This window comes from Micromonospora sp. WMMD812 (assembly GCF_027497215.1).
Classification (GTDB): Bacteria; Actinomycetota; Actinomycetes; order Mycobacteriales; family Micromonosporaceae; genus Micromonospora.
This window is the reverse complement of sequence record NZ_CP114904.1, coordinates 4,855,001-4,878,597: the sequence shown is the minus strand read 5'-3', so window position 1 is coordinate 4,878,597 and position 23,597 is coordinate 4,855,001. Positions and strand designations below refer to the sequence as shown.

Here is a 23,597-nt window from a genome sequence, read left to right as displayed (position 1 = left end):
TGGTTACGCCCACGAACTGTCATGACGGTCACAGTCGTGCGTCTCGCGGCGCCGCTGCCGCCAACACGGCAAACGCAGTCGACACGGGAGCGGGTCGGTCACGTAGGGTCGCATCGTGGGACGAATCGACGAACTCGCTAACCGCTACGTGGCCGAGTGGGCGCCGCTGAGCCCGACCGGTGCGACCTACGTCGGCATCGCCGGCTACGACGACCAGCTCGACGACCTGTCGCCCGACGGATACGCGGCCCGGGCCGACCTGACCCGCCGCACCCTGGCCGACCTCGACGTGACGGAGCCGGAGACCGAGGCGGAACGCACCGCCCAGGAGGCCATGCAGGAGCGGCTCGGCCTCGATCTCGCCCGCTACGAGGCGGGCGAGTCGACCAGCGAGGTCAACGTGATCGCCAGCGGACTGCACGACATCCGCATGGTCTTCGACCTGATGCCCACCGAGGGCGAGGACGCGAAGGCGAACATCGCCGCCCGGTTGAACGGGCTCGCTGGCGCGCTGGAGGGCTACAAGACGACGCTGCGCGAGGCGGCCGCCGCCGGGCACGTCAGCTCGAAGGTGCAGCTGGTCGAGGTCGCCAAGCAGTGCGACGTCTGGATCGACCCGAACGGCGACAACTTCTTCCACGGGCTGGTCGAGCGGCTGGGTCCGGACGGCAGCGTCGGCGCGGACCTGCGCCGGGGCGCGGCGGCGGCGACCGCGGCCACCGCCGAGTTCGGCCAGTTCCTCCGCACCGAACTGGCCCCGCTCGGGCGGGACAAGCAGGCCGCCGGCCGGGAGCGCTACGAGCTGGCGTCCCAGTACTTCCTCGGCGCCAGGATCGACCTGGACGAGACCTACGCCTGGGGCTTCGCGGAGCTGGCCCGCCTGGAGGGCGAGATGCGGGCGGTGGCCGCGCGGATCGTCGGTCCGGGCGCGACCATCGACGACGCCGTCAACGCGCTCGACGCCGACCCGGCCCGGACCATCAAGGGCAAGGAGGCGTTCCGGGACTGGATGCAGGCGCTCGCCGACAAGGCGATCAGCGAGCTGCACGGCACCCACTTCGACATCCCGGAGCAGGTTCGCCGCATCGAGTGCTGCCTGGCCCCGACCAGCGACGGCGCGATCTACTACACCGGTCCGAGCGAGGACTTCTCCCGCCCCGGCCGGATGTGGTGGGCGGTGCCGCAGGGCATCACCGACTTCTCCACCTGGCGCGAGGTGACCACCGTCTACCACGAGGGCGTGCCGGGTCACCACCTCCAGGTCGCGCAGACCGCGGTCCGGGCCGACCTGCTCAACCGCTGGCAGCGGCTGCTCTGCTGGGTCTCCGGGCACGGCGAGGGCTGGGCGCTCTACTCGGAGCGGCTGATGGACGACCTGGGCTACCTGGAGGATCCGGGCGACAAGCTCGGCATGCTCGACGCCCAGGCGATGCGGGCGGCCCGGGTGATCGTCGACATCGGCATGCACCTGGAGCTGGAGATCCCGCGGGACAACCCGTTCGGCTTCCACCCGGGTGAGCGGTGGACGCCGGAGCTGGGCTGGGAGTTCATGCGCGCGCACTGCCGGGTGCCGGACGAGAACCTGCGTTTCGAGCTGAACCGCTACCTGGGCTGGCCGGGGCAGGCGCCGTCGTACAAGGTCGGCGAGCGGATCTGGCTCCAGGCGCGGGACGAGGCAAAGACCCGTAAGGGCGCCGACTTCGACCTGAAGGAGTTCCACCGTCAGGCGCTCGACCTGGGCGCGCTCGGGCTCGACCCGCTCCGCCGGGCGCTCGCCCGCCTCTGACCGCCGGCCGCCCCGAGCCGGCCACGAACAACCGTTCCGGGCCGGCCGAGGGGTGGCACACATACTCGCGAGCGTTATGACTCTGCGGCATATTTATGCCGCAGAGTCACCACGCTGGTGGGGGTAGGTGCCCGGTGCGCCCGTCAACGGTTGGCCGGCCGGCGGGTCGGGCCAAGCGGTGCGCCGCGCCTGGCCGGGCCGAGCCGGCAGCGACCGGTCCGGCGACAGCGCGGGTGCGGGCGTCAGCCGATGGAGAGCGCCAGCGCGGGGCGGGCGGTCAGCGTGTCGGTGGTGACGTACGCGAGGTCGATCGCCGGGTCGGTGAAGGTGACCGGGATCGGCGAGGTGATCGGGATGCCGTCCGGGAACGGCAGGTCCGGGGTCAACGTGATCTTGAGGCCGAGCAGCCGGCCGACGAACCGGGTGGTGTAGAAGGCCACGTCGCCCTGCACGGTGAGCCGGTCGGTCGCGTACCGCTGGTTCAACCCCTGCGGGCCGTCGGCCCGCAGCAGGAAGTCGTCGGTGACCGCCTTCCGCATGCTGAACTTCAGCACCTTCAGGCTGCCGCCCTCGGTCGGCAGGTCGGTGATGCCCTCGAACCGCAGCCCGCTCATCATCAGCGAGGAACCGGTGAGCTTGGACGGAGTCTGCGCCACCTTCGGCTGGCCGGGGTCGGCGGCGATCCGCGGGAGAAGCTTGCCCGCCTCGACCTTGCCCGGCCGGGCCGGAGTCGGCGTCGCGCTCGGGCAGGCGGCCGGGCCTGGCCGGCCGGCCGGCGGGGCGGCCGTCGCGGTGACGCTCGAGGTGGCGCTCGGCGCGGCGGTCGGCGTCGCCGACGGGGTCGGGGTGGGCCTGCTCCGGCGTCCGCCGGTGAGCAGGTCGCCGAGCCCCTCCAGGATGTCGGTGATGATGTTGCCGCCCGACGTACGTTCCGGCGCGGGGCTCGGGCTCGCCGTCGGCGTCGCCGCCGGTCCGCTCGGACCCGGCGAGGCGGGCGGCGTGACCGGCTTGGACCGGGTCGGGCACGGCACCGGGGCCGACCGCCCCGGCAGCCCGGGCGCGGCCTGCGCAGGTCGCGGAGGGACGGCGACCAGCCCGGCGGCCGAGAGGCCGAGGAGCACCAGCACGAGCGCGAAGTAGTGGGGGTCACCGGAGCCGGCGCCGGCCTCGGGCGATGCCTCCGGGTCGGCCGGGTGCGCCGCCGCGTCGCGCTGCCGCGGCACGGCGTCTCCGGGATGGTTCGGCGGCGCGGCGGGCTCGGGTCGGGCGACCGGTGTCCAGGCGAACGCGAGCGCGCTGCCCACCATGCCGAGCAGCAGGCCGAGGAAGAAGCCGCCGAGGTTGAGCCCGATCAGCGAGTAGACCGAGGTGACCGCCGCCACGACCGAATAGAACAGCCGCTGCGCCGGGGTGAGCCAGAGCAGCAGCCCGCAGGTGACCAGGACGACCGGGATCAGGAGCGCCTGCAGACCGGTCGCTCCGCTGGAGAAGCTCAGGCCGTTGAGCGTCATCCGGGTCGAGGCGAACATCTCGATCCCGGCCAGGGCGATGACCAGGCCACCCCAGAACGGCCGGGTCCGCCGCCAGCGGCGGAAGGCCCGCCACGTACGTGCCGCGCCGGCGCACCGGACGGGCGACGGGTTCGCGGTTGTCACGTACTCCTCCTGCCGGGAGTGGTCGGGGGCCTGGGCGCGGTCCGCGGCGGGTGACCGACGCGGACCACGGCTCAGCTCAGAAGCACTCCTTGCCCTTCGCGTCGGCGCCGACGTTCACCTTCAGGCGAAGACCGGTGAGGTTGAAGGTGGCGGCGGTGGTGTAGCGGGACACCTGCTGGAGGTCGGTGATGGTGACGTGGTCGGAGTTCTGCCCGAACGAGCCGGCCTGCGCGGTGGGGTTCAGGTCGGTGGCGTCCCGGCCGATCCGGATGTTCGTGAAGGTCGCGTTGCCACCGAGGGTGTCCATCGCGATCATCAGGTCCTTGGCCCGGGCCGGCTCCTTGCCCTGGCCGGCGTTGATGGTCAGCACCACGGGCAGGCCGGGCAGGTCGGCGCGGACCGACTGGCAGAGGTCGTACAGCTCGGCGCTGCTGATCTCGGAGAGGGCGACCGGGTGGACCTTGCCGGACTTGCCGTCCTTGGCCTTCTCGCGGACGATGCCGCCGTACTGCTTGAAGCCGTCGCCCTCCAGGCGCTCGGCGCCGATCTTGAAGGTCTGGCCGGAGACGGTGATGTCGGACGCGATCGCGCCGGTCGACATGCCGAACAGGATGGCGCCGACGGCGGCCGTCGCGGGCACCATCATCGCGGCGAACCGCCGCCAGCGGGTACGACCGGGGGCGTCGAACCGTTCCTGCACGGCTACCTCCTCAGGCGGGTACGCGCGGGCACCGGCCCCGACGTGGCGGCCCGCACCGGGACCGCCACCGTTACCGGCGGGTAACGAACGAGCTCGATGGTGCACCTCTCTCGGCGCGGCCCACAAGCCCTTCATTACCCGGCGGTAACTGATGGTCTTCGCTGTGACGCCACGTGTTCACCGAGCGTCGACGCGTCTCGCCGACGAGGGATACCAATCACCCAGAAACCCGGCAAAGCTTCCAGGTTGAACACGAAGAGTGATCGACGCATCGACAGATTACAATCCCGTAACGGGCGGACGATTCGGCTGGCCGCCGAGGCGTGCGGCGGCCGCCGGGCGGACGCTTCGGCCGACCAACCAGGTGTACGACTCGTGGATCCCGGCCGAGCCCCGCGATGTCCTACTGTTTGCGAATGAGTCTCAACGACGTGCGACGCGACTGGACCAAGCTGGGCGCGGACGACCCGCTCTGGGCCGTGCTCGTGCAGCCCGGGAAGCGCGGCGGCCGGTGGGACGTCGAGGAGTTCCTGGCCACCGGCCGCGCCGACGTCGAGGAGACGAGCGCCTGGCTCCGCCAGCTCGGCCTGCCGACCCGCTGGGAGCGGGTGCTCGACTTCGGCTGCGGCGCCGGACGGCTGTCACAGGCCCTCGCCCCCCACGCAGACGAGGTCGTCGGCCTCGACATCGCGCCGTCGATGCTGGAGACCGCGCGGAAGCTCGACCGCAGCGGCGGGAACATCCGTTTCGTCCTCAACGACGCGGCCGACCTGAACCAGTTCCCCGACGGGCACTTCGATCTGGTCTACAGCGCCCTGGTGCTGCAACACCTGCCGCGCACCGTCATCGACCGCTACCTGGCCGAGTTCCTGCGGGTCCTCCGGCCCGGCGGGGTCGCCGTCGTCGGCCTGCCGACCGAGCCCGCGCGTACGGCCAAGGGCCTCATCTGGCAGGTGGCACCGTTCCGCCTGATCAGCTGGGCGCAGCGTCACCTGCTCAAGTACCCGGCGCCGATGCGCATGACCCCGGTGCCGCACGACGACATGGTGCGCCTGGTAGCGGCGAACGGCGGCGAGATCGTCGGCCAGCGACCCGACCTGCCGTACACCGAGGACTGGCAGTGCAGCCGGTACGCGCTGCGCCGCCGCTAGGCGCCCCTGGGCCTCCCCGCAAGAGTCCGGGCCGGCCGCCCCGAGGGACGACCGGCCCGGACGGGTCGGGTGGTGCGCCGTCACCGCTCGACGGAGTGTCGCCCTCCGGCCGGCACGGTCGGCTCGTCGGCCGGGTCCGCCGCCTCGGACGGGCGGTCGTCGTTCGGCCCGCCGTCGGTGGCGACCGACGCACCGGACGCGCCCCGGCGCGAGCCGCGGAGGAGGAAGAGCGCGCCGAGCGCGACCAGGATCAGACCGAGGACACCGACCGCGAGCGGCACGATCAGCGTCAACAGGTTGATCTGCTGACTCGCGTCCCGGGCGGCCTTGGCCTGCTGCTGCTGGGTCTTCTCGTCGAACGCGAGGGTGGCGTCGATGATCTTGATCTTGTCAGCCCCCGACGCGTCGCGGAGCGTCTGCAGCTGCTTCTCCTGGCCCTTGACGATGACGCCGCTCGCGGGCTCCACCCACAGGGTGCGGGTGTTGGCGTAGTAGCGTCCCGCGTCCACCGTCTGCTCGGTCGAGCCGAGCAGGTGACCGGGGACCTTGATCTCGCTGACCTTGACCGGCTCGACCGTCATCTCGAACCGGTAGACGGTCAGCCCCTGGAGCTGCTCGGTGCCGACGTACTTGGCGGGGTACGCCTTCAGCGCGGTGTTGTCGAAGTACTGGTAGGTCTTCTTCTCCGTGCCGAAGGGGAAGGTGTACGTCAGGCCCTGGTGCTTGGCGGGCGTGCCGTTGACGTCCTCGGCGCAGCACGCGACCGCCTCGGCGGTCCGGCGGTCGAGGGCCACCCGGTCCCGGCTGACGGTGATCTCCTTGCCGGCGTCGTCGGTCACCCGGACGCCGACGTTGAAGACCGCCCGGTCGGCCTTCTGGCCGGCCTCGACGTCACCCCGTACCGCGCGGATGGCGGTCAGGTTGACGCCGCTCCGCTCAGAGAGGGTGCCGAAGTCGAGGACGGTCGCGTTCTCCGCCCTCGAAACCGTTTCCGAGCTCTGGTCGAGAGGCACCTTGACGAGAGATGGCGCGACGTACAGCGGCATCGCCAAGGCGCCGACGATCAGGAACGTGCCTACCGCCACCAAGGCGGCACCTGGCGCAGGTCGCATGTAACTCCTCCCCTTGTAGTTAGTCGACTGGCGGCTGACAGTACATGACGGGACCGATTTCGGATATGGTCCGTCGCGGCCTCCTGAGCCGGACCGACACCGGTCACGGGCAGCCGTCCGGCTGCCACAACAAATGGGATGTCGAGGGACTGTGAGCCGAGCTGTTACACCCGTCAGGATCGGCGGGGAAGACCCGCCGACCAGGCCGAATATCGGCCGTTCGGACGGGTGGCTACCCGCCCTGGAAGGGCTCCGCGCGGTGGCGGTGCTCTGCGTGCTCGTCCACCACGTCTCCTTCCTGAGCGGGATGACGACCTCGCTCGGACACCTCGGCGGGTTGATGTCCCGGTTGGACGTGGGCGTTGCGATCTTCTTCGCGCTCTCCGGGTTCCTCCTCTACCGACCATTCGTCGTGGCCGCCATTCATTCGCGGCCGAAGCCGTCCGTCCGGAGATACCTCTGGCACCGGGCGCTGCGCATTATGCCCGGGTACTGGGCAATGGCAGCCATCGCGCTGGCCTGGCTCAACATCGATTACCTCCGGTCACTCTGGGACTGGGCAATCCCACTGCTGTTGGCGCACATTTACCTGCCATTACGGCTGCCCGTCGGTATGGAACAGACCTGGAGCCTCGCCACCGAGGCGTCGTTCTACCTGGCGCTGCCGCTGATCGCGGTGCTCGCCGGACGCCTGGGCGGCCGGACCCCCCGGGCGCGCGCCCGCCGACACCTCGCACTCGGCATCGCGCTCGTCCTGGCCGGCCTCGCGTGGAACGCGTACACGCACGGGCCCGACTCGCCGCTGCCCGGGCTCGCGGTGCTCTGGCTGCCCGCCTTCCTGGACTGGTTCGGCATCGGGATCGTGCTCGCGGTGCTGGCGTCCTGGCCTACCGGACCCGCTCCGTCCGCGTTCCTCACCGCGCTGGAGCCGTCGCCGAACGGTGCCACACCGCACGACGACCCGTGGTCGGCGACCCCCCGCGGGCTGCGCGTCTTCACGTTTGCCCCCGGGACGTCCTGGCTCATCGCCGGAGCCCTGCTCTGGATCGCCAGCACGCCCATCGCCGGCCCCCGCGCGCTGGAACCCGCGAGCGCGGTCGAGTCGATCACCGAGCACCTGGTGTTCCTGCTGGTCGCCTGGTGTCTGATCGCCCCGCTCGTCGGCCCGCGCCCGGGTGGGCTACCGCACACGCTCCTCACTCATCCCATGGTCCGATTCCTCGGTCGAATCTCCTACGGCACGTTCCTCTGGCATCTCCTCGCCCTCGAAGCCTGTTTCCGACTGCTCGGGTTCACCCGGATGAACACCTCCTTCTGGCTGCTGCTCCCGCTGACCCTGGCCCTCACCCTGCCGGCCGCGACCGCCACCTACTACCTCGTCGAGCGGCCGGCGCAGCGACTGCGCAGGTTCGTCGACGGGCGGGCCGGGTCGCGCCCGGCCGGGCGCTCGACGGGGCGCCGGCACGAGCCCGCTCCGCCCGTCGGTGCCGGACGCCGGATCGAGCCCGTCGGGCTGCCGGCTCCACCGACTTCCGGGTTGGGCGCGGCCGAGCAGTCTGCCCCGCCGATTGGCCTCGTACTTGCCGCGGACCCGCCGGTGCCGCAGCGCCAGCGCGGAGATCGCGACGAGGAGCAGGGCGGTCGGGAGCGCGTCGAGCAGCCGCAGGACTGACTCGGGGCCGTCGCCCGGCAGCCACCACCGCTCGGTCCCGTACGCCGTCAGTCCCGGAACGGCCGGCACCCAGATCCACGCCGGAGCGGGCGCCCGGCGGCGGTTCAGCGCCACGACCAGCACCGCGCAGGCGAGACCCACCCAGCCTCCGAGCAGGGCCGGCACGCCGACCGCGATCAGCGGAGCGGTCGGCATCGACATCGGGACCACCGGATACGACGGCCGCCGGCGCGCCGGAAGCAGGGCCGCCACGACCAGCAGCGCGAGCAGGCCGACGGCGATGCGCAGCGCGAGCTGGTACTGCGTCCCCGGTGTGAAGACGAGTTCGACCCGCCCACCGGCTCCGGCCGGCACGACCCAGGCCTGTTTCCACCCGTCCAACCGGGTCGGTTCGAGCCGGACACCGTCGAGCGTGGCCCGCCAGCCGGTGTTGGCGTTCTCCGGCACGACGAGGTAGCTCTCACCGCCCGGCCCCACCCTGAGCTGCCGGCGCTGGTCGTCCCAGCGGACCACGTTCACCGACCGCCGGTCCGCCAGCTTCTCCTCGGCCGTGGCGGCGGGCGGGCGGCTCGCGGTCAGGATCACGCTGTCGACGACGAACCGGTCCGGCGGGGCGGCGACCTCGTTCGGTCCGGCCGGCAGCCGGACCAGGTCGGCGCCCGCCGCCGGCCGCGCCTTCGGCTGCGCGTCCGTCGCACACGCGCGGTACCGCAGCGGCCGCAGGTCGCGGATGTCCCGCAGCGTGCCGGACGCCGTCGTCGCCACGGTCACCCCGTTGACCACGACGTTCGGCCCGGCGCCGCAGGGCAGCGTCACCAGCTGGTTGAGATCGTGGGGCTGGTTGGCCTCGGGCACACCGTCGACGTCCACCCCGCTGAGACCGACCGGTAGGGACTGCGGCTCGAACAGCGCCGTCGACCGGCTGACCCGTGGCACGGACGTGGTCACCGCAACGTACAGGTTGCGGGTGCGCAGCGGTGCGAACCGCGCCACCCCGTCCAGGCCGGTCGTCGCCTCCCGGACGCCGTCGTCCCCCGTGATGCGTACGGTCTGGGGCGGCGCCGCGACCAGGCTCGCCGCGAACCGGAGCCGCACCCAGCTCACCTTCCGGGCCTTGGACCAGTGCAGCTCCACGGTGGGCTGCCGGTCGTCCGGGCTCGCCCACCACGCGGTGCCGTCGTCGCCGTCGCCCAGGGCCCGCGACGAGGCGACCGGGTCGGCGAACCACTCACTCGACGTGGCGAACGCCGGGCCGCCCACCAACTCGTCGTAGAGGGCCCGCGCGGTGGCCGGAGTCGGGCGGGCCAGGCCGGTGAGGTTGAGGGCGGAGGCGGCCGGCAGGTCGAAGCGCCGAGACGTCAGGCCGGACTCCTCGCCGCGCACGATCAGGTCCGGCGAACAGACGTAGTGGTCATCCGCGAGCGTGCACGCGGGTCGGTCCACGGCCCGGCGGGCGAGCGACACGACCTCCGGCGCGCCGGCGGTGTCGGGCAGTTCGGGCAGCCGCAGGTACCGCTCGGGGTCGACGCCGCGCACCCGCAACTCGCGGATCCCGACCCGGCGCCCCGGCACGTCGTGCTGCGCGACGCCGTCGATCGTCACCCGGAGCCAGCTCGTGAGGCCGGAGGGGAGCGTCAGCCGCGTGGGGGCCCGCCCGGCGTCGGCCACCCAGTGCACGAACGACCCGCCCTCGGTGCTGACCTTGATCCGGGTCAGCGGATCGCCGAGGAGTTCGTCGTCGACCACCTGGAGGTCCACCGAGTCGGCGCGGATCTTGCCGGAGAACCGGACCTCCAGCCACTGGCCCACCGGCTTGCGCGCGCCGTCCGACAGCCAGGCCGTACCGCCGTCGCCGTCCACGGCGGCGAACGGGCCGGCGGAGGGGTCGCGCAGACCGGCCGGGCCGGCCACGTCGGCCGCGCTGGAGGAGGCCCGCACGTCGGCCACCCCGGCGTACCCGGCGGAGGTCACCGACGAAGCCCAGGCCGGGTCGATGATGTCGTTGACGGGACGCGACTGCTTCGGTTCGTCCGTGGCGGTGAAGGTCCGCGAGATGTTTCCCCGGACCAGTCCGAAGTCGACCTCGCGGCGACGCAGGCTGTCGGCGAGGGCGGCCCCGGCGCCGGCCGGCGCGGGGGCGTCACCGTGGAGGATCACCGGCCGGTCGTCGAGGACACCGGCGTCGCTCAGGTCCAGCAGCGTCTCCGGCGCGCCGACCAGGTCGAGCGGCTCGGACGCGTCCACCAGCGCGGCCCGCGGGGTCGGTCGGTCCACCAGATAGATCTCCACCGCCGGGTACGGCTCGTGCAGCCCGTAGTCCCAGGCCCCGCCCAGGTCCGGCCGGGCGCCCACCGGTGGCCCGAACTCCGCGACCTTCGCCAGACCGGGGCTGCTGTCCAGCGTCCGGTGCACGAGGGCGGGCCAGGCGGTGGCGCCGACGGCCGGCCGGAGGTCGTTTCGGACGAGCAGGTAACGCACGCCGAGCCGGCCGAGCACGTCGGCCAGCCCCGGCGCGGCCGCCCCCGAGGCGAGCCGCTCGTCGATCGCGGAGAGCAGCCGGGCGTTGCCCGCCGACCCGGCCGGCACCAGCGACCGCACCGCCCAGCGCGACCGCAGCAGGGGCTGGACGGGCTCGTCCAGCGAGCGCCCCCAGTTGTACTCGGCGAAGTTCGAGCCGGGCACCAGCAGCGTGGTGCCGGGGCCGGCCCGCTGGTCGAGCCACGCGGCCGCCTGCCGCCAGTGCTCGGGCAGGGCCGGGAACCCGCCGCCCGCGGCGAGCCCCGCCGTGCCCGCGCCCGTCGCGACCGCGACCAGCGCGATGGCGGTGGCGCCCAGCGCCGCGCGGCGCGGCGCCATGTTCGGCGGACGCGGGACGCGGCGGATCGCGGCGATCCGGCCGACGCTGTCCAGCATGTGCGCGGTGGCCAGGGCCAGCGGCAGGCGGAGGACCACGTCGAACTTGTGCAGGTTGCGCAGCGCGGCGGCCGGGCCGTCGAGGAGGTCCCGCACCGTCGATCCGAAGGCCGCCCCGCCGTCCGACACGTTTCCGGCCGTCAGGGCGACAAGCCCGACGAGGGCCCCGACCAACAGGAACCGCCGCTCCGGCAGGTCCCGGCGGGCCAGGCTGGCCAGCCCGAGGCAGGCGATGAGGCTGGTGAGCAGCGTCAGCCAGGGCGACGTGGCCAGCGCCCAGCCCGACCGCCACCAGGGCACCCCGTCGACAGCCAGGTAACCGACCCACTGCGTGGCACCGCGGAGCGCCGCCGGGAGCGTGGTCACGCTCGTCGTCACCGACGCGCTCTCGGTGTACGGCAGGAACGGGAAGCCGTACCGCTGCAGAAGCAGCAGCGGCAACAGCCACCAGAACGTCGCGGCGACGAGCGCCGCCGCCCACCAGATCAGCAGCCGGACCCGCCGCCAGCCGGACGGCCGGGTCAGCACGAAGAGGAACGCCGGCAGCACGCCGCAGGCGGCGGCCGCCCCGTTCGCGCCGCCCATGCAGACCACCGCCAGCCCGCTCAGCGCCGCCGCCCGCCGGAGCGAGCCGCCGGCGGCCCCCCGGACCAGCGGCAGCACCACCCACGGGGCGACGCAGTAGGGCAGCAGCTCCAACGACACCGTGCCGACCAGGGTCAGGGCCCGCGGCGAGAGGGCGAACACCGCGCCCGCGATCAGGCGGGACGCCGGCCCGCCCAGATCGAGGGCGCGGGCCAGGCGGACGACGCCGGTGAAGGCCACGCAGAGCAGCGCGGCCATCCACAGGCGCTGGACGAGCCACGCCGGTAGTCCCAGCGCCTCACCCAGCAGGAAGAACGGCCCCATCGGGAAGAAGTAGCCGGCGGCCTGATTCTGCAGGGTGCCGAACTGCCACTCCCCGGTCCAGAGTCCGGCGGCCCGGGCAAGGAAGCCGCCGGGATCGACGGCCATGTCCAGCTTGGTGTCGGGCACGATCAGCCCGGGCTCTTGCGTGACGCAGAGGCCGACCAGGGCGAGGCAGACCAGCACCTCGCGCAGGCGCCACACCGCGGTGGACACCGTCGCCGCCGGGGTGCCGGGGGAACGCCGGACGGTCGACCAGGTGCTCAGCACTGCCGGCCCGGGACTCCGGTGAGCAGTTCCTCACCGGTCGCGTCCCGCTCGCTCACGTCGGCGGCCGGAACACCGGCCCGGACCAGCACCTGGCGGACCGCCTCCGGAGCCGCGCCGGGCACCAGGATCCACAGCCCGTCCGGGCCGGTCGACAGGTGCCGGCAGTGCGGAAGAAGGGGCGCCACGCGGGCTGCGAGGTCCTCCGGCCGGTCCGTCCGGACCACGAAACAGGCGTTACCCGCCGCCCAGGGCAGCGCCCGGGGGGCGAGCAGGTCGCCCAGCACTGCCCGGACCCGGTGACCGGTGTCGGCCCACCGGAACGACTCGCTCCACCGTCGGCACTCGGCGGCCATCCGGCCGGCGGCCGAGGGCTCGGCGAGGACGTCGAGCGCGCGGTCCAGCCCGGCTGCCAGGTGCTCGACCGGGGCCGTCCCCTCGGTCACGAGCCACCCCGTCCTGCCCGGTCGGACCGCGTCGCGCAGCCCGTCCACGTCGAAGGCGACCGTGGGGAGCCCGGCGGCGGCCGCCTCGACGACCACCAGGCCCCACCCCTCTCCCCAGGAACCGGCGACGTGCAGCCAGGCGGCGTCGAGCAGGGCGTCCCGCTCCGCGGCGGGCAGGTGGCCGTGGACGGTGACGACGCCGGCCAAGCCCCGTGCCGCCACCTGCCCACGGATCGCCTCCACGTCCGGGCCGCCACCCACGACGTCCAGCCGCAGGCCGGGCCGGTGCCCGCGGAGCCGGTCGACGGCGTCGAGCACCAGGTCGACCCGCTTGTGCCGGGTCACCCGGCCGACGCACACGAGTCGGGGTGCGCCGTCCCGCGGCCCGGCGCCGGGGCCCCCCGCCGTCGCGGCGGGAGCGCCGTTGGGGACCACCACGACCGGGCCGGCCCAGCGGAGCCGGTCCCGCACGGCCTGGGCGGTGGACGGCGACACCGCGAGTGTCACGCCCCGCCGGTAGACCCGGCGGGCGACCGGTCCCTCCAGCCACGCGCCGAACCGGCCGAGGAGCGGGCCGAAGTACAACCGGAACTGGCGGTCGTGCACATGGTGGATCACGCAGATCACCGGGACGTCCCGTGGCAGGACCACCGGGCTGAAGAACGGGATGCCGTTCTGGCAGTCGACGACCGCGTCGAACCGACGCCGGTGCCGCCACAACCAACCGAGGACGCGGGGGTAGATGGTCCACCGCCCGCCGACCCGGACGATTCGGATGCCGTCCCGCGTCTCGTCGCCGGGCTGCCCGGCCGGCCGGGCTGTCACGAAGGTGACCTCGGCGCCGGCGGTCACCAGATCACGCGCCACCTGCCAGGCGTAGACCTCCGCGCCGCCCGCGTCGGGGTGCCACGGGTCCTTCCAGTTGAGCACGGCGACCCGCCGGCCCTCGACCGTGACCTCGGTGCTGGTGGGAGCCGTCGGCGCGGAACGGGCACTCACGGTCGCAGACCCGCCGGCGCGGTCGCGCCGGTCACGTCCGGTGCGACCGGCAGACCGACGATCGGCATCGGCGCCACGGGTACGGCCTCGTGCCGCAGCTGCCGGCGGATCGACGCGACGTCGAGGAAACTGCGCCAGCCGTGGCGCACCGGGGAGAAGCGCGAGCCGGGCACGTCCACCCAGTTCACCGGGATCTCCACCAGCCGGGCGCCGGCGCGCTCGGCGCGGCCCAGCACCTCCACGTCGAACGCGAACCCGCCGCACCGCAGTGGCGCGAAGGCCCGCCGGGCGACGTCACCCCGGAAGAACTTGAACCCGCACTGGGTCTCGCCGACTCCGCGCACCACCTGCCGGACGGCGGCCCGGAACGCCACCGCGCCCCAGCGTCGGAGCAGGCTGTGCCGTTCCTCCACCACCGACTCCGGGTGGGCACGGGAACCGACGACCGCGTCGGCGCCGTCGACCAGGAGCCACAGCACGTGCCCGAGATTGTCGGGAGCCGTGGCCAGGTCGGCGTCGCAGAAGCCGACGTAGCGCGCGTCGCTCGCCAGCACACCGGCGCGAACCGCGAACCCCTTGCCGCGGTCGGCGCAGTGCAGCAGACGGACCGGCACCGGCCCGGCGGGGACGCCGGCCACCACGTCGGCGGTGCCGTCCGTGCTCGCGTTGTCCACCACGGTCACCCGGCAGGGCACGCCCAGGTCGGCGAGCGCCTGCCGCAGCAGGACCAGGGTGTCGGGCAGGCGGAGCGCCTCGTTGTAGGCGGGCACCACGACATCGAGGACGAGCGCGTCTGACGACACGTCAGGAGGTGGGACCTCCATGAAGCGCCGTCAGCGCTCGCCGTACACGATGATCGGCTGGTCGACCTTGGTCGGCGTGCTGGTGTTGCTCACGGCGATCGACGTCCCGAGCGAAACGACCAGAATGCCCAGCACGGCACCCACTGCCGCCGCCATGACGGCGGTCAGGAGGGGATTGAAGGATGCCTTCATTGACGATCCCTTCGAGTTAAGTGACCGGACAGTAGCATGTGTCGGCGGCGAGCGGTGGGGTGCAGAAGGGTGATCAACAGGGTGGCCCCGAGTACCGAATAACCCAGGACGGGAAGAATCCCGACAGTCGGCGCGGATGCCGAGGAAAGGCGGTCGGGCAGACGCAGCAACGTCAATGTCCCGTCCTGCCGGACGAGTTCCGCGCCCGGGAAGCGACCCCGCAGCTCCGCGCCGCCGGGCTGGTCGGTCTGGATGAGCAGGTATCGCACGCCGAGCCGGCGCAGCCCGGGCGTCGGGTCGCCGGGCACCGCCAGCGCGGCGGCCACCCGGTCCGCCTCGGGACTCTCCCCACGGATCCGCTCCTGGCCGACGAGCACGTCCTGGTCGCCGACCACCGGCCGGCGGAACGCGCGCGGCGCCGGGTCGAGCACCGGCACGTCGCCCGCCCAGCGGTAGGCGCGGAACGACGACCAGGGCAGCGAGACCAGGCTGCCCGGGGTGCGGTCGTCGTTCACCACCGCCCGCACCGCCGCCCACTCGGCCGGGTACCGCACCGTGTCGAGTTGCCCGCCCAGGCCCCAGGCCAGGCCGGGGACCAGCACGACCGGGGCCAGCGTCACCAGCGGAGCGAGCGCGCGGGCACCCGACGTCGCCAGCGACTGCACGAGCACACCCAGCCCGACCGCCTGCACCAACGCCAGCGGGGCGAGCAGCCGGGTGCCGTCCCGGACAGCGCCGGCGAGCGGAAGGTGGTCCACCAACGCCGCCATCAACCGCTCGCCCGGCGGCCAGGCCGGGACCACGGCGATCACGGTGCAGACGACCGCGCCCAGGAGCAGCCCCCACCAGGCCGCCGCCGGCCACTGCCGGCGGGCGAGCACGAACCCCCAGGCCGCCGCCGCCGCGAGCAGCAGCGCGAGCAGGGCCACCGCCCACTGGTCCCGCCCGACCGGCACGGCCAGCCGGCTCCAGATCCCGCCGAGCGAGGCGACGCTGCCCAGCACGCCGAGCGGCGTGTCCGCGCGGGCCGCGAAGGCCGCGACACCCCGCTCGTCGACCTCGACCGGGTCCCCACGGTTGGCCAGCGCCAGCAGCCAGGGCGCGGTGAGGCCCGCCGCCACCGCGGCGGCCGCGACCAGGGCCCGCCACCGCCGGGCCAGGGCGAGCGCCGGACCGCAGGTCAGCACCGCGGCCAGCATCAGCGCGGGACCACCCATGACCACCGGGAGACCCGCGGCGAGCACACCGCGCCGTGCGGGGGCGGTCCCGTCGGCCGGGCCCCGGAGCACGCCGAGGACCCAGGCGTACGCCCACGGCAGTGCGCCGTACCCGACGATGACCGCCCACTGCCCGAGGTGCAGGCGCCCGTACACCCAGGGGTTCCACACGTAGCAGAGCCCGGCCGCGATGCGCGCCAACGGATGGCCGACCGGAGCCAGTCGGGCGGCGCCCACGGCGGCGAGGACCAGACAGCCGGCGAGGAGCACCTTCTCGGCCACGTCCGCCGGCATCAGCTGTGCCAGGCCCACCGCCACGAGCTCGCTGGGCACGGCGCGTGGCAACTCGGCGCCGCTGCCCCAGACCATCCCGCCGAACGGGGGGTCGGGCACGAACACCAGGTCGTACCGGAGCACGTAGCCGGGACCGAGCACCGGTCCCAGGATCACGAGGACGACGCCCAGACCGAGCACCACCTCCGGCCAGGTGCGCCGGAGCGCGAGGATGGCGCCGCGCGGCACCGGAGCGGACTCCGCTGACGGTCGGCGCACAGGACCCCCGCAACCTCGACGTGGCGCGGGCCCGACGTCGCACCCGGCGTTCCGGTCAGCACTCTAGGCACAGCTCATCGCCGGCGGTAGGTTGCCCTGACGACGTCGACGGGCGACACCGCGACGACGGGCGATGCTCCACGCGACGGCCGTTCCCGCACGGCGCAACCCGGTGAGGCGCGATGACAGAGACGACGGCCGGGCCCGGTCAGGGCCGGCTGGGCACAGCGGGCGCGGCCGTGGCGGTCGCCGCGATGGCGACCAACGGGCTGGCCTATCTCCTGCCGATGCTCGGGGCCCGGTACCTCCGGGTCGAGGAGCTGAGTGTCCTGGCCACGGTGCTGGCGCTCGTCGCGATCGCCGGCGTCGCGGGGGTGGGCCTCCAGATGGCCGTCGCCGTGCACCGCGCCCGCCATCCCGCCGCTCCCACCATGCGGGTCGCCCTCCTCACGACGGCCGTGACCGGTGGGGTCGTCGTCGCGGCCGCGCCGCTGGTCATGACCACCCTGCGCCTGCCGGTGACGGTCGTGGCGCTGGTCGCCGGCATGACGGTCGCGGTCGTCCTGGCCGGGGTGTGGCTCGGCGAGGTGCAGGGCGCGCAGCGTTTCGTCCGCCTCGCGTGGGCGATGGGGGTGCTGGCCGTCGGCCGCTACGCCGGCATGATCGTGGGGCTGGTTCTCGGCTACGGCGTCGTCGACACGCTCCTCGCCGGCCTGGTGACCGTGTACCTCGCGCTGCCGGTCGTGGCGTGGATCGCCCGTCCGGACGCCGGACGGTCGACCGTCGACGGCGGGGCCCGGACGGTGCTGCGGGTCCGGCAGGTTGCCAGCGCCGGCACGGCGGCCCTGGCGATGCTCGTGGTGTCGTACGCCGACCTGATCCTCGCCCGGCAACTGCTGCCGCCCGCCGACTCGGGGACGTACGCCGTCGGGACCGTGCTCACCAAGGGCGCGCTCTGGGCACCGCAGGTGGTCACGGTGCTGGCCCTGCCCCGCCTCGCAGTGGGGGACAACCGGGTCCGGACGGCGGTGCTCGCCGTGGTCGGCGCCTGCGGCGCCCTGCTCGTCGCCGCCTCGACGCTGGCCGGCGGGTTCGCGTTCCGGCTGGCGGGCGGCGCGCAGTACGAGTCGCTGGGCCGGTACGCCCCGGTGTTCGCCGCGACCGGCGCCCTCTACGCGCTGGTCTTCGCGGTCGTCAACGCCAAGATCGCGGCGGGCACCCGGTGGCCGTCCGCCCCGCTCTGGGTCGCCACGGGCGGCCTCGTCGTCCTCACGACGGCCGTCGTGCCACGCACCTTCGCCGGCATCATGTGGAGCGCCCTCGCCACCGCCGCGGTGACCGCGCTGGTCATGGTGGTCAGGATGCCGAGAGCCACCGCCCGAGGAGATGGTGGTCGATCGAGTCGATCCGACCCAGCGGCCGACCCGCGGCCACCCGAGCGCGCAGCTCGTCCCGGGTGAACCAGCGCGCCTCCAGCAGCTCGACGCCGTCCACCCGCACCTCGTCGGACGCGGCGGTCGCCCGGAAGCCGACCATCAGCCCGGCCGGGAACGGCCACGCCTGCGATCCCTGGTACGACAGCTCGGTCACCGTCACGCCGGCCTCCTCGGCCATCTCCCGCCGGACCGCGTCCTCCAGGCTCTCGCCCACCTCGACGAACCCGGCCAGCGTCGAGTACGCGTCCTCCGCCGCGCCGGCGTGCCGGGCCAGCAGGCAGCGGTCGGGTGCGCCCGGCGCCACGACCAGCACGATGATCGCCGGCTCGATCCGGGGGAAGAGCAGCCGCCCGCAGCCGGCCCCCGAGCACTCCCGGACGTGCCCGCTGTCGCGGGCGGTCGTGAGCGCACCGCAGCTGCCGCACCAGTGCTGCTGCCGGTGCCAGTGCAGCAGCCCGCGCGCGTACGCCTGCGTGGCCGCCTCGGCCGGGTCGAGCCGGCCGGCCAGCCGCCGCACGTCCACGGTCGAGGCCGCGCCGGCCAGCGCGACCGCGTCCGCCTCGGCCTGGCCGGAGAGGTCGGCCGCGAAGACCGCCACCCCGGCGTCCAGGCCGAGGAAGACGGTCTCGTTCGCGGCGGCGAGCACCGGCCGCGCCGCGTCGCCGGCCAACCGGACCGGCACGTCGTCCGCCGTCACGAGGCAGCGGTCCCGCCACAGCGGCAGCACCGTGGCCCGCGCGTCGGCCCGCAACGCCGCCATCCGCTCCGCGTCGGCGCGCAGCGCGCCCGCCCGGTCCAGCCATCCGCCGCCGTACGCCAGCACCTGCTCGTCGGTCCGCATGCCGCTACCGTGCCACGGCCGCCGCCGCGACCGCGCACCGGTCGGCGCCCGTTCGACACGCCGGGCGACACGCCGCGACCGGGCGGCCGGGGCGGCGGCTGCCCGCACGGCCGAGCGTTGGTTACCGTAGGTGTCCTCCGCCCGGGGAGTGCCCCCGCTTGGCACGTCGCGATAGAGGTTGCTGTGACGCTGTACGGCGAGAACCGCCCGCCCGCCGATGACCGGCCCACCGTGCAGGTCGCTGCGGTCACCTGGCCCGGCGACGACCCGGAGCCACCGGTCGCCCCGGCGGCCCGACCCCGGCCCCGCCGGCTCCGGCTACTGCTCGCCGCCGGCGTCACCACCGCGGTCGTGGCCGGCGCGACGGGCGTCGGCGCCTACGCGTACGCGGGTGACGTGCCCCGGGGCACCAGCGTGCTCGGCGCCGAACTCGGCGGCCGCAGCCGCACGGACGCCGCCCGGGAGCTGCGCGCGGAGCTGGACCGGCGGGCGGCCGAGCTGGGTGCCCCGCTGCCGGTTCGGGTCGGGGAGCGGACCGCCGAGATCAAGCCGGCCGACGTCGGCCTGACGGTCGACGTGGAGGCGACGGTGGCCGCCGCCGCGGCGGCCGACGCCCACCCGGTGAGCCGGCTGGTCGGCTCCCGCTCGGTGCAGCCGGTGGTCACGGTCGACGTCGACCGGCTGCACGCCGCGCTCGGGGCGGCGGTCGGTGACCAGGGCAAGAAGATGACCATGCCGGCGATCACCTTCGCCGGCACCACGCCGAAGGCCGTCCACCCGAAGCCGAGCCTGGCGCTCGACCCCCAGCGGTCCGCGGAGGTGGTCCGGGCCGGGTGGTTGGCGGATCAGCCGATCACCGTGCCGCTGGTCGAGTCGCACCCGGCGACCACCGCCGAAGAGGTGGACCGGCTGGTCGACGAGCTGGCGAAGCCGGCCGTGGCCGCGCCGGTGAAGCTGACCACGGACAAGGGGTCGGTCAGCATCCCGCCGAAGGCGATCGCCAAGAGTCTCCGCTTCACCTCAGACGAGGCCGGCAAGCTGTCCCCGCAGGTGGACGTGAAGCGGCTGCGCGCCGCGCTCGGCGACGGCCTGGCGGCCATCGAGGTGGAGCCGCGGAACGCGCGGATGACCATCGCCGGCGGCAAGCCGAAGGTGCTGGACGCGGGCCGGCCCGGCCAGCAGCTCGACAGCGCGGCACTCGGCCGGGACCTGCTGGCCGTTCTGCCGAAGGCCGACGGCCGGGTGGTCACCGCGACGCTGAAGCCGGCGGAGCCGGAGGTGACCCCGGAGAAGCTGGGCGGCCTGGGCATCAAGGAGAAGGTCTCCTCGTTCACCACCCGGTTCACCGGCGGGCTCTCCTCGCCGCGCAGCCAGAACATCATGACCATCGCCAAGGAGGTCGACGGCACGGTGGTGCTGCCCGGCGAGACGTTCTCGCTCAACGGGCACACCGGTGAGCGGGGCTACCAGCAGGGCTACCGCGACGCCCCGGTCATCCTCGACGGCAAGCTGGTCCCGGGCGTCGGCGGCGGCACCTCGCAGTTCACCACCACACTCTTCAACGCCACCTATTACGCCGGCCTCGAGGACGTGGAGCACAAGCCGCACTCGTACTGGTTCGACCGGTACCCGGCGGTCATCGAGTCGACCATCTTCTGGCCGGACCTCGACTTCAAGTTCCGCAACAACACCCCGCACGGGGTCCTGATCGACACCTCGTACACGTCGAGCACGGTGACCGTGTCGATCTGGAGCACGAAGATCTACGACAGCGTCAAGACGGAGTACAGCCCGCGCCGCAACATCACCAAGCCGCGGACCATCTACCTGACGCCCGGCCCGTCGTGCATCCCCGCCAACGGCATCGACGGCTTCACCCAGGACGCGTACCGGGTCATCCGCAAGGGCGGCACGGTGGTGAAGCGGGAGAAGTTCACCTGGCGCTACGACGCCGAGCCGCGCTACATCTGCGGCGCCGAGCCCTCCTGACGCCCGTCGGGCTCCGGCCCGCTCCCGCCCCGCCGGCTCCGTCGCCGGCGGGGCTCTCTTCACGCGTACGACCTCAGCGCCGCGCCTCGACGAGTCCCTTCCGCACGCCGTCGGCGTCCCGGTCGGCGAGGTAGATCGGGGTACCGGGCTCCTGACGCCAGCTGTCGTCCAGGGTGCCGCCGTCGATCGGGTCGAAGCCGAGCGCGTCGACCAGGTCCATCACCACCTGCTTGGCGTCCGGGTCGTCGCTCGCGACCGGCAGGGCGATCCGGCCGGCGGTGCCGGGCGGACGGCCGTTCTCCAGCAGGTGGGGTGCCGCGATGGTGTTGAACGCCTTCACCAGCCGGGCCCCGCGGAGGTGCTCGGCGGTCCACCTACTGGACGACGTGCCGTCCATCAGTTCCGGGATGTCGCCGTCGCGGTCCGGGTAGTAGTTGTCGGCGTCGACCACGATCTTCCCGGCGAATATGCCGGGCGGCAGGTCGGGTACGGCCATCAGCGGTACCGCGACCACCACCAGGTCGGCGTCCTGGACGGCCTGCTCGACCGTGCCCGTCTCCGCGCCGGTCTCCCCGCCGAGGTCCCGCAGCGTCTGCGGGCCACGCGAGTTGGCCACGGTGACGTCGTGTCCGATCGCGCGGAACCGACGGGTCAGGTTGCCGCCGATGTGTCCCGAGCCGATGATGCCGATCCTCATGCCCGCCCCCCGGTCAGTCGACCCCTCGTCGAAGCAGCTCCGATGCCGACGCTACCGAGGACGGGATTCGGATCGGCGGAAACGACGGACGGCGTCCGGGTCGCCCCGGATACGGGGTGGGAAACGCGTCAGGGCCACCCTCGAAGAGGGTGGCCCTGACGGGAAGATTGTCCGGCGGTGTCCTACTCTCCCACACCCTCCCGAGTGCAGTACCATCGGCGCTGGAGGGCTTAGCTTCCGGGTTCGGAATGTGACCGGGCGTTTCCCCTCCGCCATGACCGCCGTAACTCTATCGACATATCAAACAACACCCAACGGGTCTGTTGTTCGTTTGTCGGGAGTTGCACAGTGGACGCGTAGCAGCTTAGTAGTCAAGTCCTCGGCCTATTAGTACCGGTCAACTGAACCCGTTACCGGGCTTACATTTCCGGCCTATCAACCCAGTCGTCTAGCTGGGGGCCTTACCCCACAATGTGGGTGGGATACCTCATCTTGAAGCGAGCTTCCCGCTTAGATGCTTTCAGCGGTTATCCCTTCCGAACGTAGCTAACCAGCCGTGCCCCTGGCGGGACAACTGGCACACCAGAGGTTCGTCCGTCCCGGTCCTCTCGTACTAGGGACAGCCCTTCTCAAGTATCCTACGCGCACGGCGGATAGGGACCGAACTGTCTCACGACGTTCTAAACCCAGCTCGCGTACCGCTTTAATGGGCGAACAGCCCAACCCTTGGGACCTGCTACAGCCCCAGGATGCGACGAGCCGACATCGAGGTGCCAAACCATCCCGTCGATATGGACTCTTGGGGAAGATCAGCCTGTTATCCCCGGGGTACCTTTTATCCGTTGAGCGACACCGCTTCCACACGCAAGTGCCGGATCACTAGTCCCGACTTTCGTCCCTGCTCGACCTGTCAGTCTCACAGTCAAGCTCCCTTGTGTACTTGCACTCAACACCTGATTGCCAACCAGGCTGAGGGAACCTTTGGGCGCCTCCGTTACCTTTTAGGAGGCAACCGCCCCAGTTAAACTACCCACCAGACACTGTCCCTGAACCGGATAACGGTCCGAAGTTAGATACCCAAATCAACCAGAGTGGTATTTCAAGATTGCCTCCACCCATACTGGCGTATGGACTTCACCGGCTCCCACCTATCCTACACAAGCTAATTCGGATACCAATGTCAAGCTATAGTAAAGGTCCCGGGGTCTTTCCGTCCTGCCGCGCGTAACGAGCATCTTTACTCGTAATGCAATTTCGCCGGGCCTGTGGTTGAGACAGTGGGGAAGTCGTTACGCCATTCGTGCAGGTCGGAACTTACCCGACAAGGAATTTCGCTACCTTAGGATGGTTATAGTTACCACCGCCGTTTACTGGCGCTTAAGTTCTCCGCTTCGCCCCCGAAAGAGCTAACAGGTCCCCTTAACGTTCCAGCACCGGGCAGGCGTCAGTCCATATACATCGAATTACTTCTTCGCATGGACCTGTGTTTTTAGTAAACAGTCGCTTCCCCCTGCTCTCTGCGGCCATACAACGCTCCACCCGCGCGGGGCTTCACGTCTCCGGCCCCCCTTCTCCCTAAGTTACGGGGGCAATTTGCCGAGTTCCTTAACCACAGTTCGCCCGATCGCCTCGGTATTCTCTACCTGACCACCTGTGTCGGTTTGGGGTACGGGCCGCTCGGAACTCGCTAGAGGCTTTTCTCGACAGCATAGGATCACTGACTTCACCTGAATCGGCTCGGCATCACGTCTCAGCCTTCATGTGCCACGGATTTGCCTATGACACGGCCTACACGCTTACCCCGGCACAACCACCGGCCGGGCTCAGCTACCTTCCTGCGTCACCCCATCGCTTGACTACTACCCGCCAGGTTCCCACGCTCCCCACCATTGACCCGAAGGTCGCCGGCAGTTCGGGTGGTTAGCACAACGAGGTTCATCAGGGTCGCTCCTTCGCGGGTACGGGAATATCAACCCGTTGTCCATCGACTACGCCTCTCGGCCTCGCCTTAGGTCCCGACTCACCCAGGGCGGATTAGCCTGGCCCTGGAACCCTTGGTCATCCGGCGGAAGGGTTTCTCACCCTTCTTTCGCTACTCATGCCTGCATTCTCACTCGTGCCGCGTCCACAACTGGGTCACCCCGCTGCTTCACCCCCGGCACGACGCTCCCCTACCCATCCACACACCTGCACAAGGAATCACGTCCAAGCGAGGTAAAAATGTGAATGCCACAGCTTCGGCGGTGTGCTTGAGCCCCGCTAC

Annotated in this window: 13 protein-coding genes, 2 rRNA genes and 1 pseudogene (1 of these 16 cut by a window edge); 4 read left to right on the top strand and 12 right to left on the bottom strand. The window is 72.3% G+C overall.

What is annotated here, in order from left to right; translation table 11 throughout:
• Positions 1-115 precede the first annotated feature (115 nt).
• Positions 116-1,786 (top strand): DUF885 domain-containing protein, encoded by a 1,671-nt coding sequence (locus tag O7603_RS22500; RefSeq protein ID WP_281571774.1) that lies wholly within the window; start codon positions 116-118, stop codon positions 1,784-1,786.
• Positions 1,787-2,028: 242 nt separating this feature from the next.
• On the opposite strand, the gene O7603_RS22495 is transcribed toward O7603_RS22500, so the two are convergent.
• On the bottom strand, positions 2,029-3,441 hold the full coding sequence (locus O7603_RS22495; protein ID WP_281571773.1) for a DUF6114 domain-containing protein: 1,413 nt from the start codon (positions 3,439-3,441) through the stop codon (positions 2,029-2,031).
• Positions 3,442-3,517: 76 nt separating this feature from the next.
• The gene (locus O7603_RS22490; protein ID WP_281571772.1) at positions 3,518-4,141 is read right to left on the bottom strand and encodes a DUF6230 family protein; all 624 of its coding nucleotides are present in this window, start codon (positions 4,139-4,141) and stop codon (positions 3,518-3,520) included.
• Between the two features lie 416 nt (positions 4,142-4,557).
• On the opposite strand from O7603_RS22490, the gene O7603_RS22485 reads away from it, so the two are divergent.
• A complete protein-coding gene (locus O7603_RS22485; protein WP_281571771.1) occupies positions 4,558-5,292 on the top strand; it encodes a class I SAM-dependent methyltransferase in 735 nt (244 codons plus the stop codon).
• A gap of 80 nt (positions 5,293-5,372) precedes the next feature.
• Here O7603_RS22485 and O7603_RS22480 read toward each other — a convergent pair whose 3' ends face one another.
• The 6 genes from O7603_RS22480 to O7603_RS22455 all read right to left on the bottom strand — a co-directional run bounded on the left by O7603_RS22480 (position 5,373) and on the right by O7603_RS22455 (position 16,371).
• Positions 5,373-6,377 carry a DUF3068 domain-containing protein gene (locus O7603_RS22480; protein ID WP_281571770.1) on the bottom strand — a complete coding sequence of 335 codons (1,005 nt, stop codon included), beginning with the start codon at positions 6,375-6,377 and terminating at the stop codon, positions 5,373-5,375.
• A gap of 1,207 nt (positions 6,378-7,584) precedes the next feature.
• Positions 7,585-12,165: an alpha-(1->3)-arabinofuranosyltransferase family protein gene (locus O7603_RS22475; RefSeq protein ID WP_281571769.1), complete on the bottom strand. Its 4,581-nt coding sequence runs from the start codon at positions 12,163-12,165 to the stop codon at positions 7,585-7,587.
• Positions 12,159-13,607, bottom strand: coding sequence for a glycosyltransferase family 4 protein (locus tag O7603_RS22470; protein WP_281571768.1), 1,449 nt, complete (start codon positions 13,605-13,607; stop codon positions 12,159-12,161). Before O7603_RS22470 ends, O7603_RS22475 begins: the two co-directional genes overlap by 7 nt.
• The gene (locus O7603_RS22465) at positions 13,604-14,410 is read right to left on the bottom strand and encodes a glycosyltransferase (RefSeq protein ID WP_281571767.1); all 807 of its coding nucleotides are present in this window, start codon (positions 14,408-14,410) and stop codon (positions 13,604-13,606) included. The genes O7603_RS22470 and O7603_RS22465 overlap by 4 nt, the downstream gene beginning before the upstream one ends.
• A 30-nt stretch (positions 14,411-14,440) precedes the next feature.
• Positions 14,441-14,602, bottom strand: a complete 162-nt coding sequence (locus tag O7603_RS22460) for a hypothetical protein (protein WP_281571766.1) — start codon at positions 14,600-14,602, stop codon at positions 14,441-14,443.
• Positions 14,599-16,371: a hypothetical protein gene (locus O7603_RS22455; protein WP_281571765.1), complete on the bottom strand. Its 1,773-nt coding sequence runs from the start codon at positions 16,369-16,371 to the stop codon at positions 14,599-14,601. The genes O7603_RS22460 and O7603_RS22455 overlap by 4 nt, the downstream gene beginning before the upstream one ends.
• 182 nt (positions 16,372-16,553) lie before the next feature.
• Between O7603_RS22455 and O7603_RS22450 the strand changes: the two genes are divergently transcribed.
• A complete protein-coding gene (locus tag O7603_RS22450) occupies positions 16,554-17,831 on the top strand; it encodes a polysaccharide biosynthesis protein (RefSeq protein WP_281571764.1) in 1,278 nt (425 codons plus the stop codon).
• On the opposite strand, the gene nudC is transcribed toward O7603_RS22450, so the two are convergent.
• Positions 17,728-18,648 carry an NAD(+) diphosphatase gene (nudC, locus tag O7603_RS22445; RefSeq protein ID WP_281571763.1) on the bottom strand — a complete coding sequence of 307 codons (921 nt, stop codon included), beginning with the start codon at positions 18,646-18,648 and terminating at the stop codon, positions 17,728-17,730. The genes O7603_RS22450 and nudC overlap by 104 nt on opposite strands.
• Before the next feature lie 183 nt (positions 18,649-18,831).
• On the opposite strand from nudC, the gene O7603_RS22440 reads away from it, so the two are divergent.
• On the top strand, positions 18,832-20,637 hold the full coding sequence (locus O7603_RS22440) for a VanW family protein (protein ID WP_281571762.1): 1,806 nt from the start codon (positions 18,832-18,834) through the stop codon (positions 20,635-20,637).
• A gap of 73 nt (positions 20,638-20,710) precedes the next feature.
• Here O7603_RS22440 and O7603_RS22435 read toward each other — a convergent pair.
• The 3 genes and pseudogenes from O7603_RS22435 to O7603_RS22425 all read right to left on the bottom strand — a co-directional run.
• A pseudogene (locus O7603_RS22435) lies at positions 20,711-21,340 on the bottom strand (NADPH-dependent F420 reductase); the annotation flags it as partial.
• A gap of 163 nt (positions 21,341-21,503) precedes the next feature.
• Positions 21,504-21,620 (bottom strand): 5S ribosomal RNA (gene rrf / locus O7603_RS22430).
• Between the two features lie 81 nt (positions 21,621-21,701).
• A 23S ribosomal RNA gene (locus O7603_RS22425) occupies positions 21,702-23,597 on the bottom strand; it runs 1,214 nt beyond the window's last position.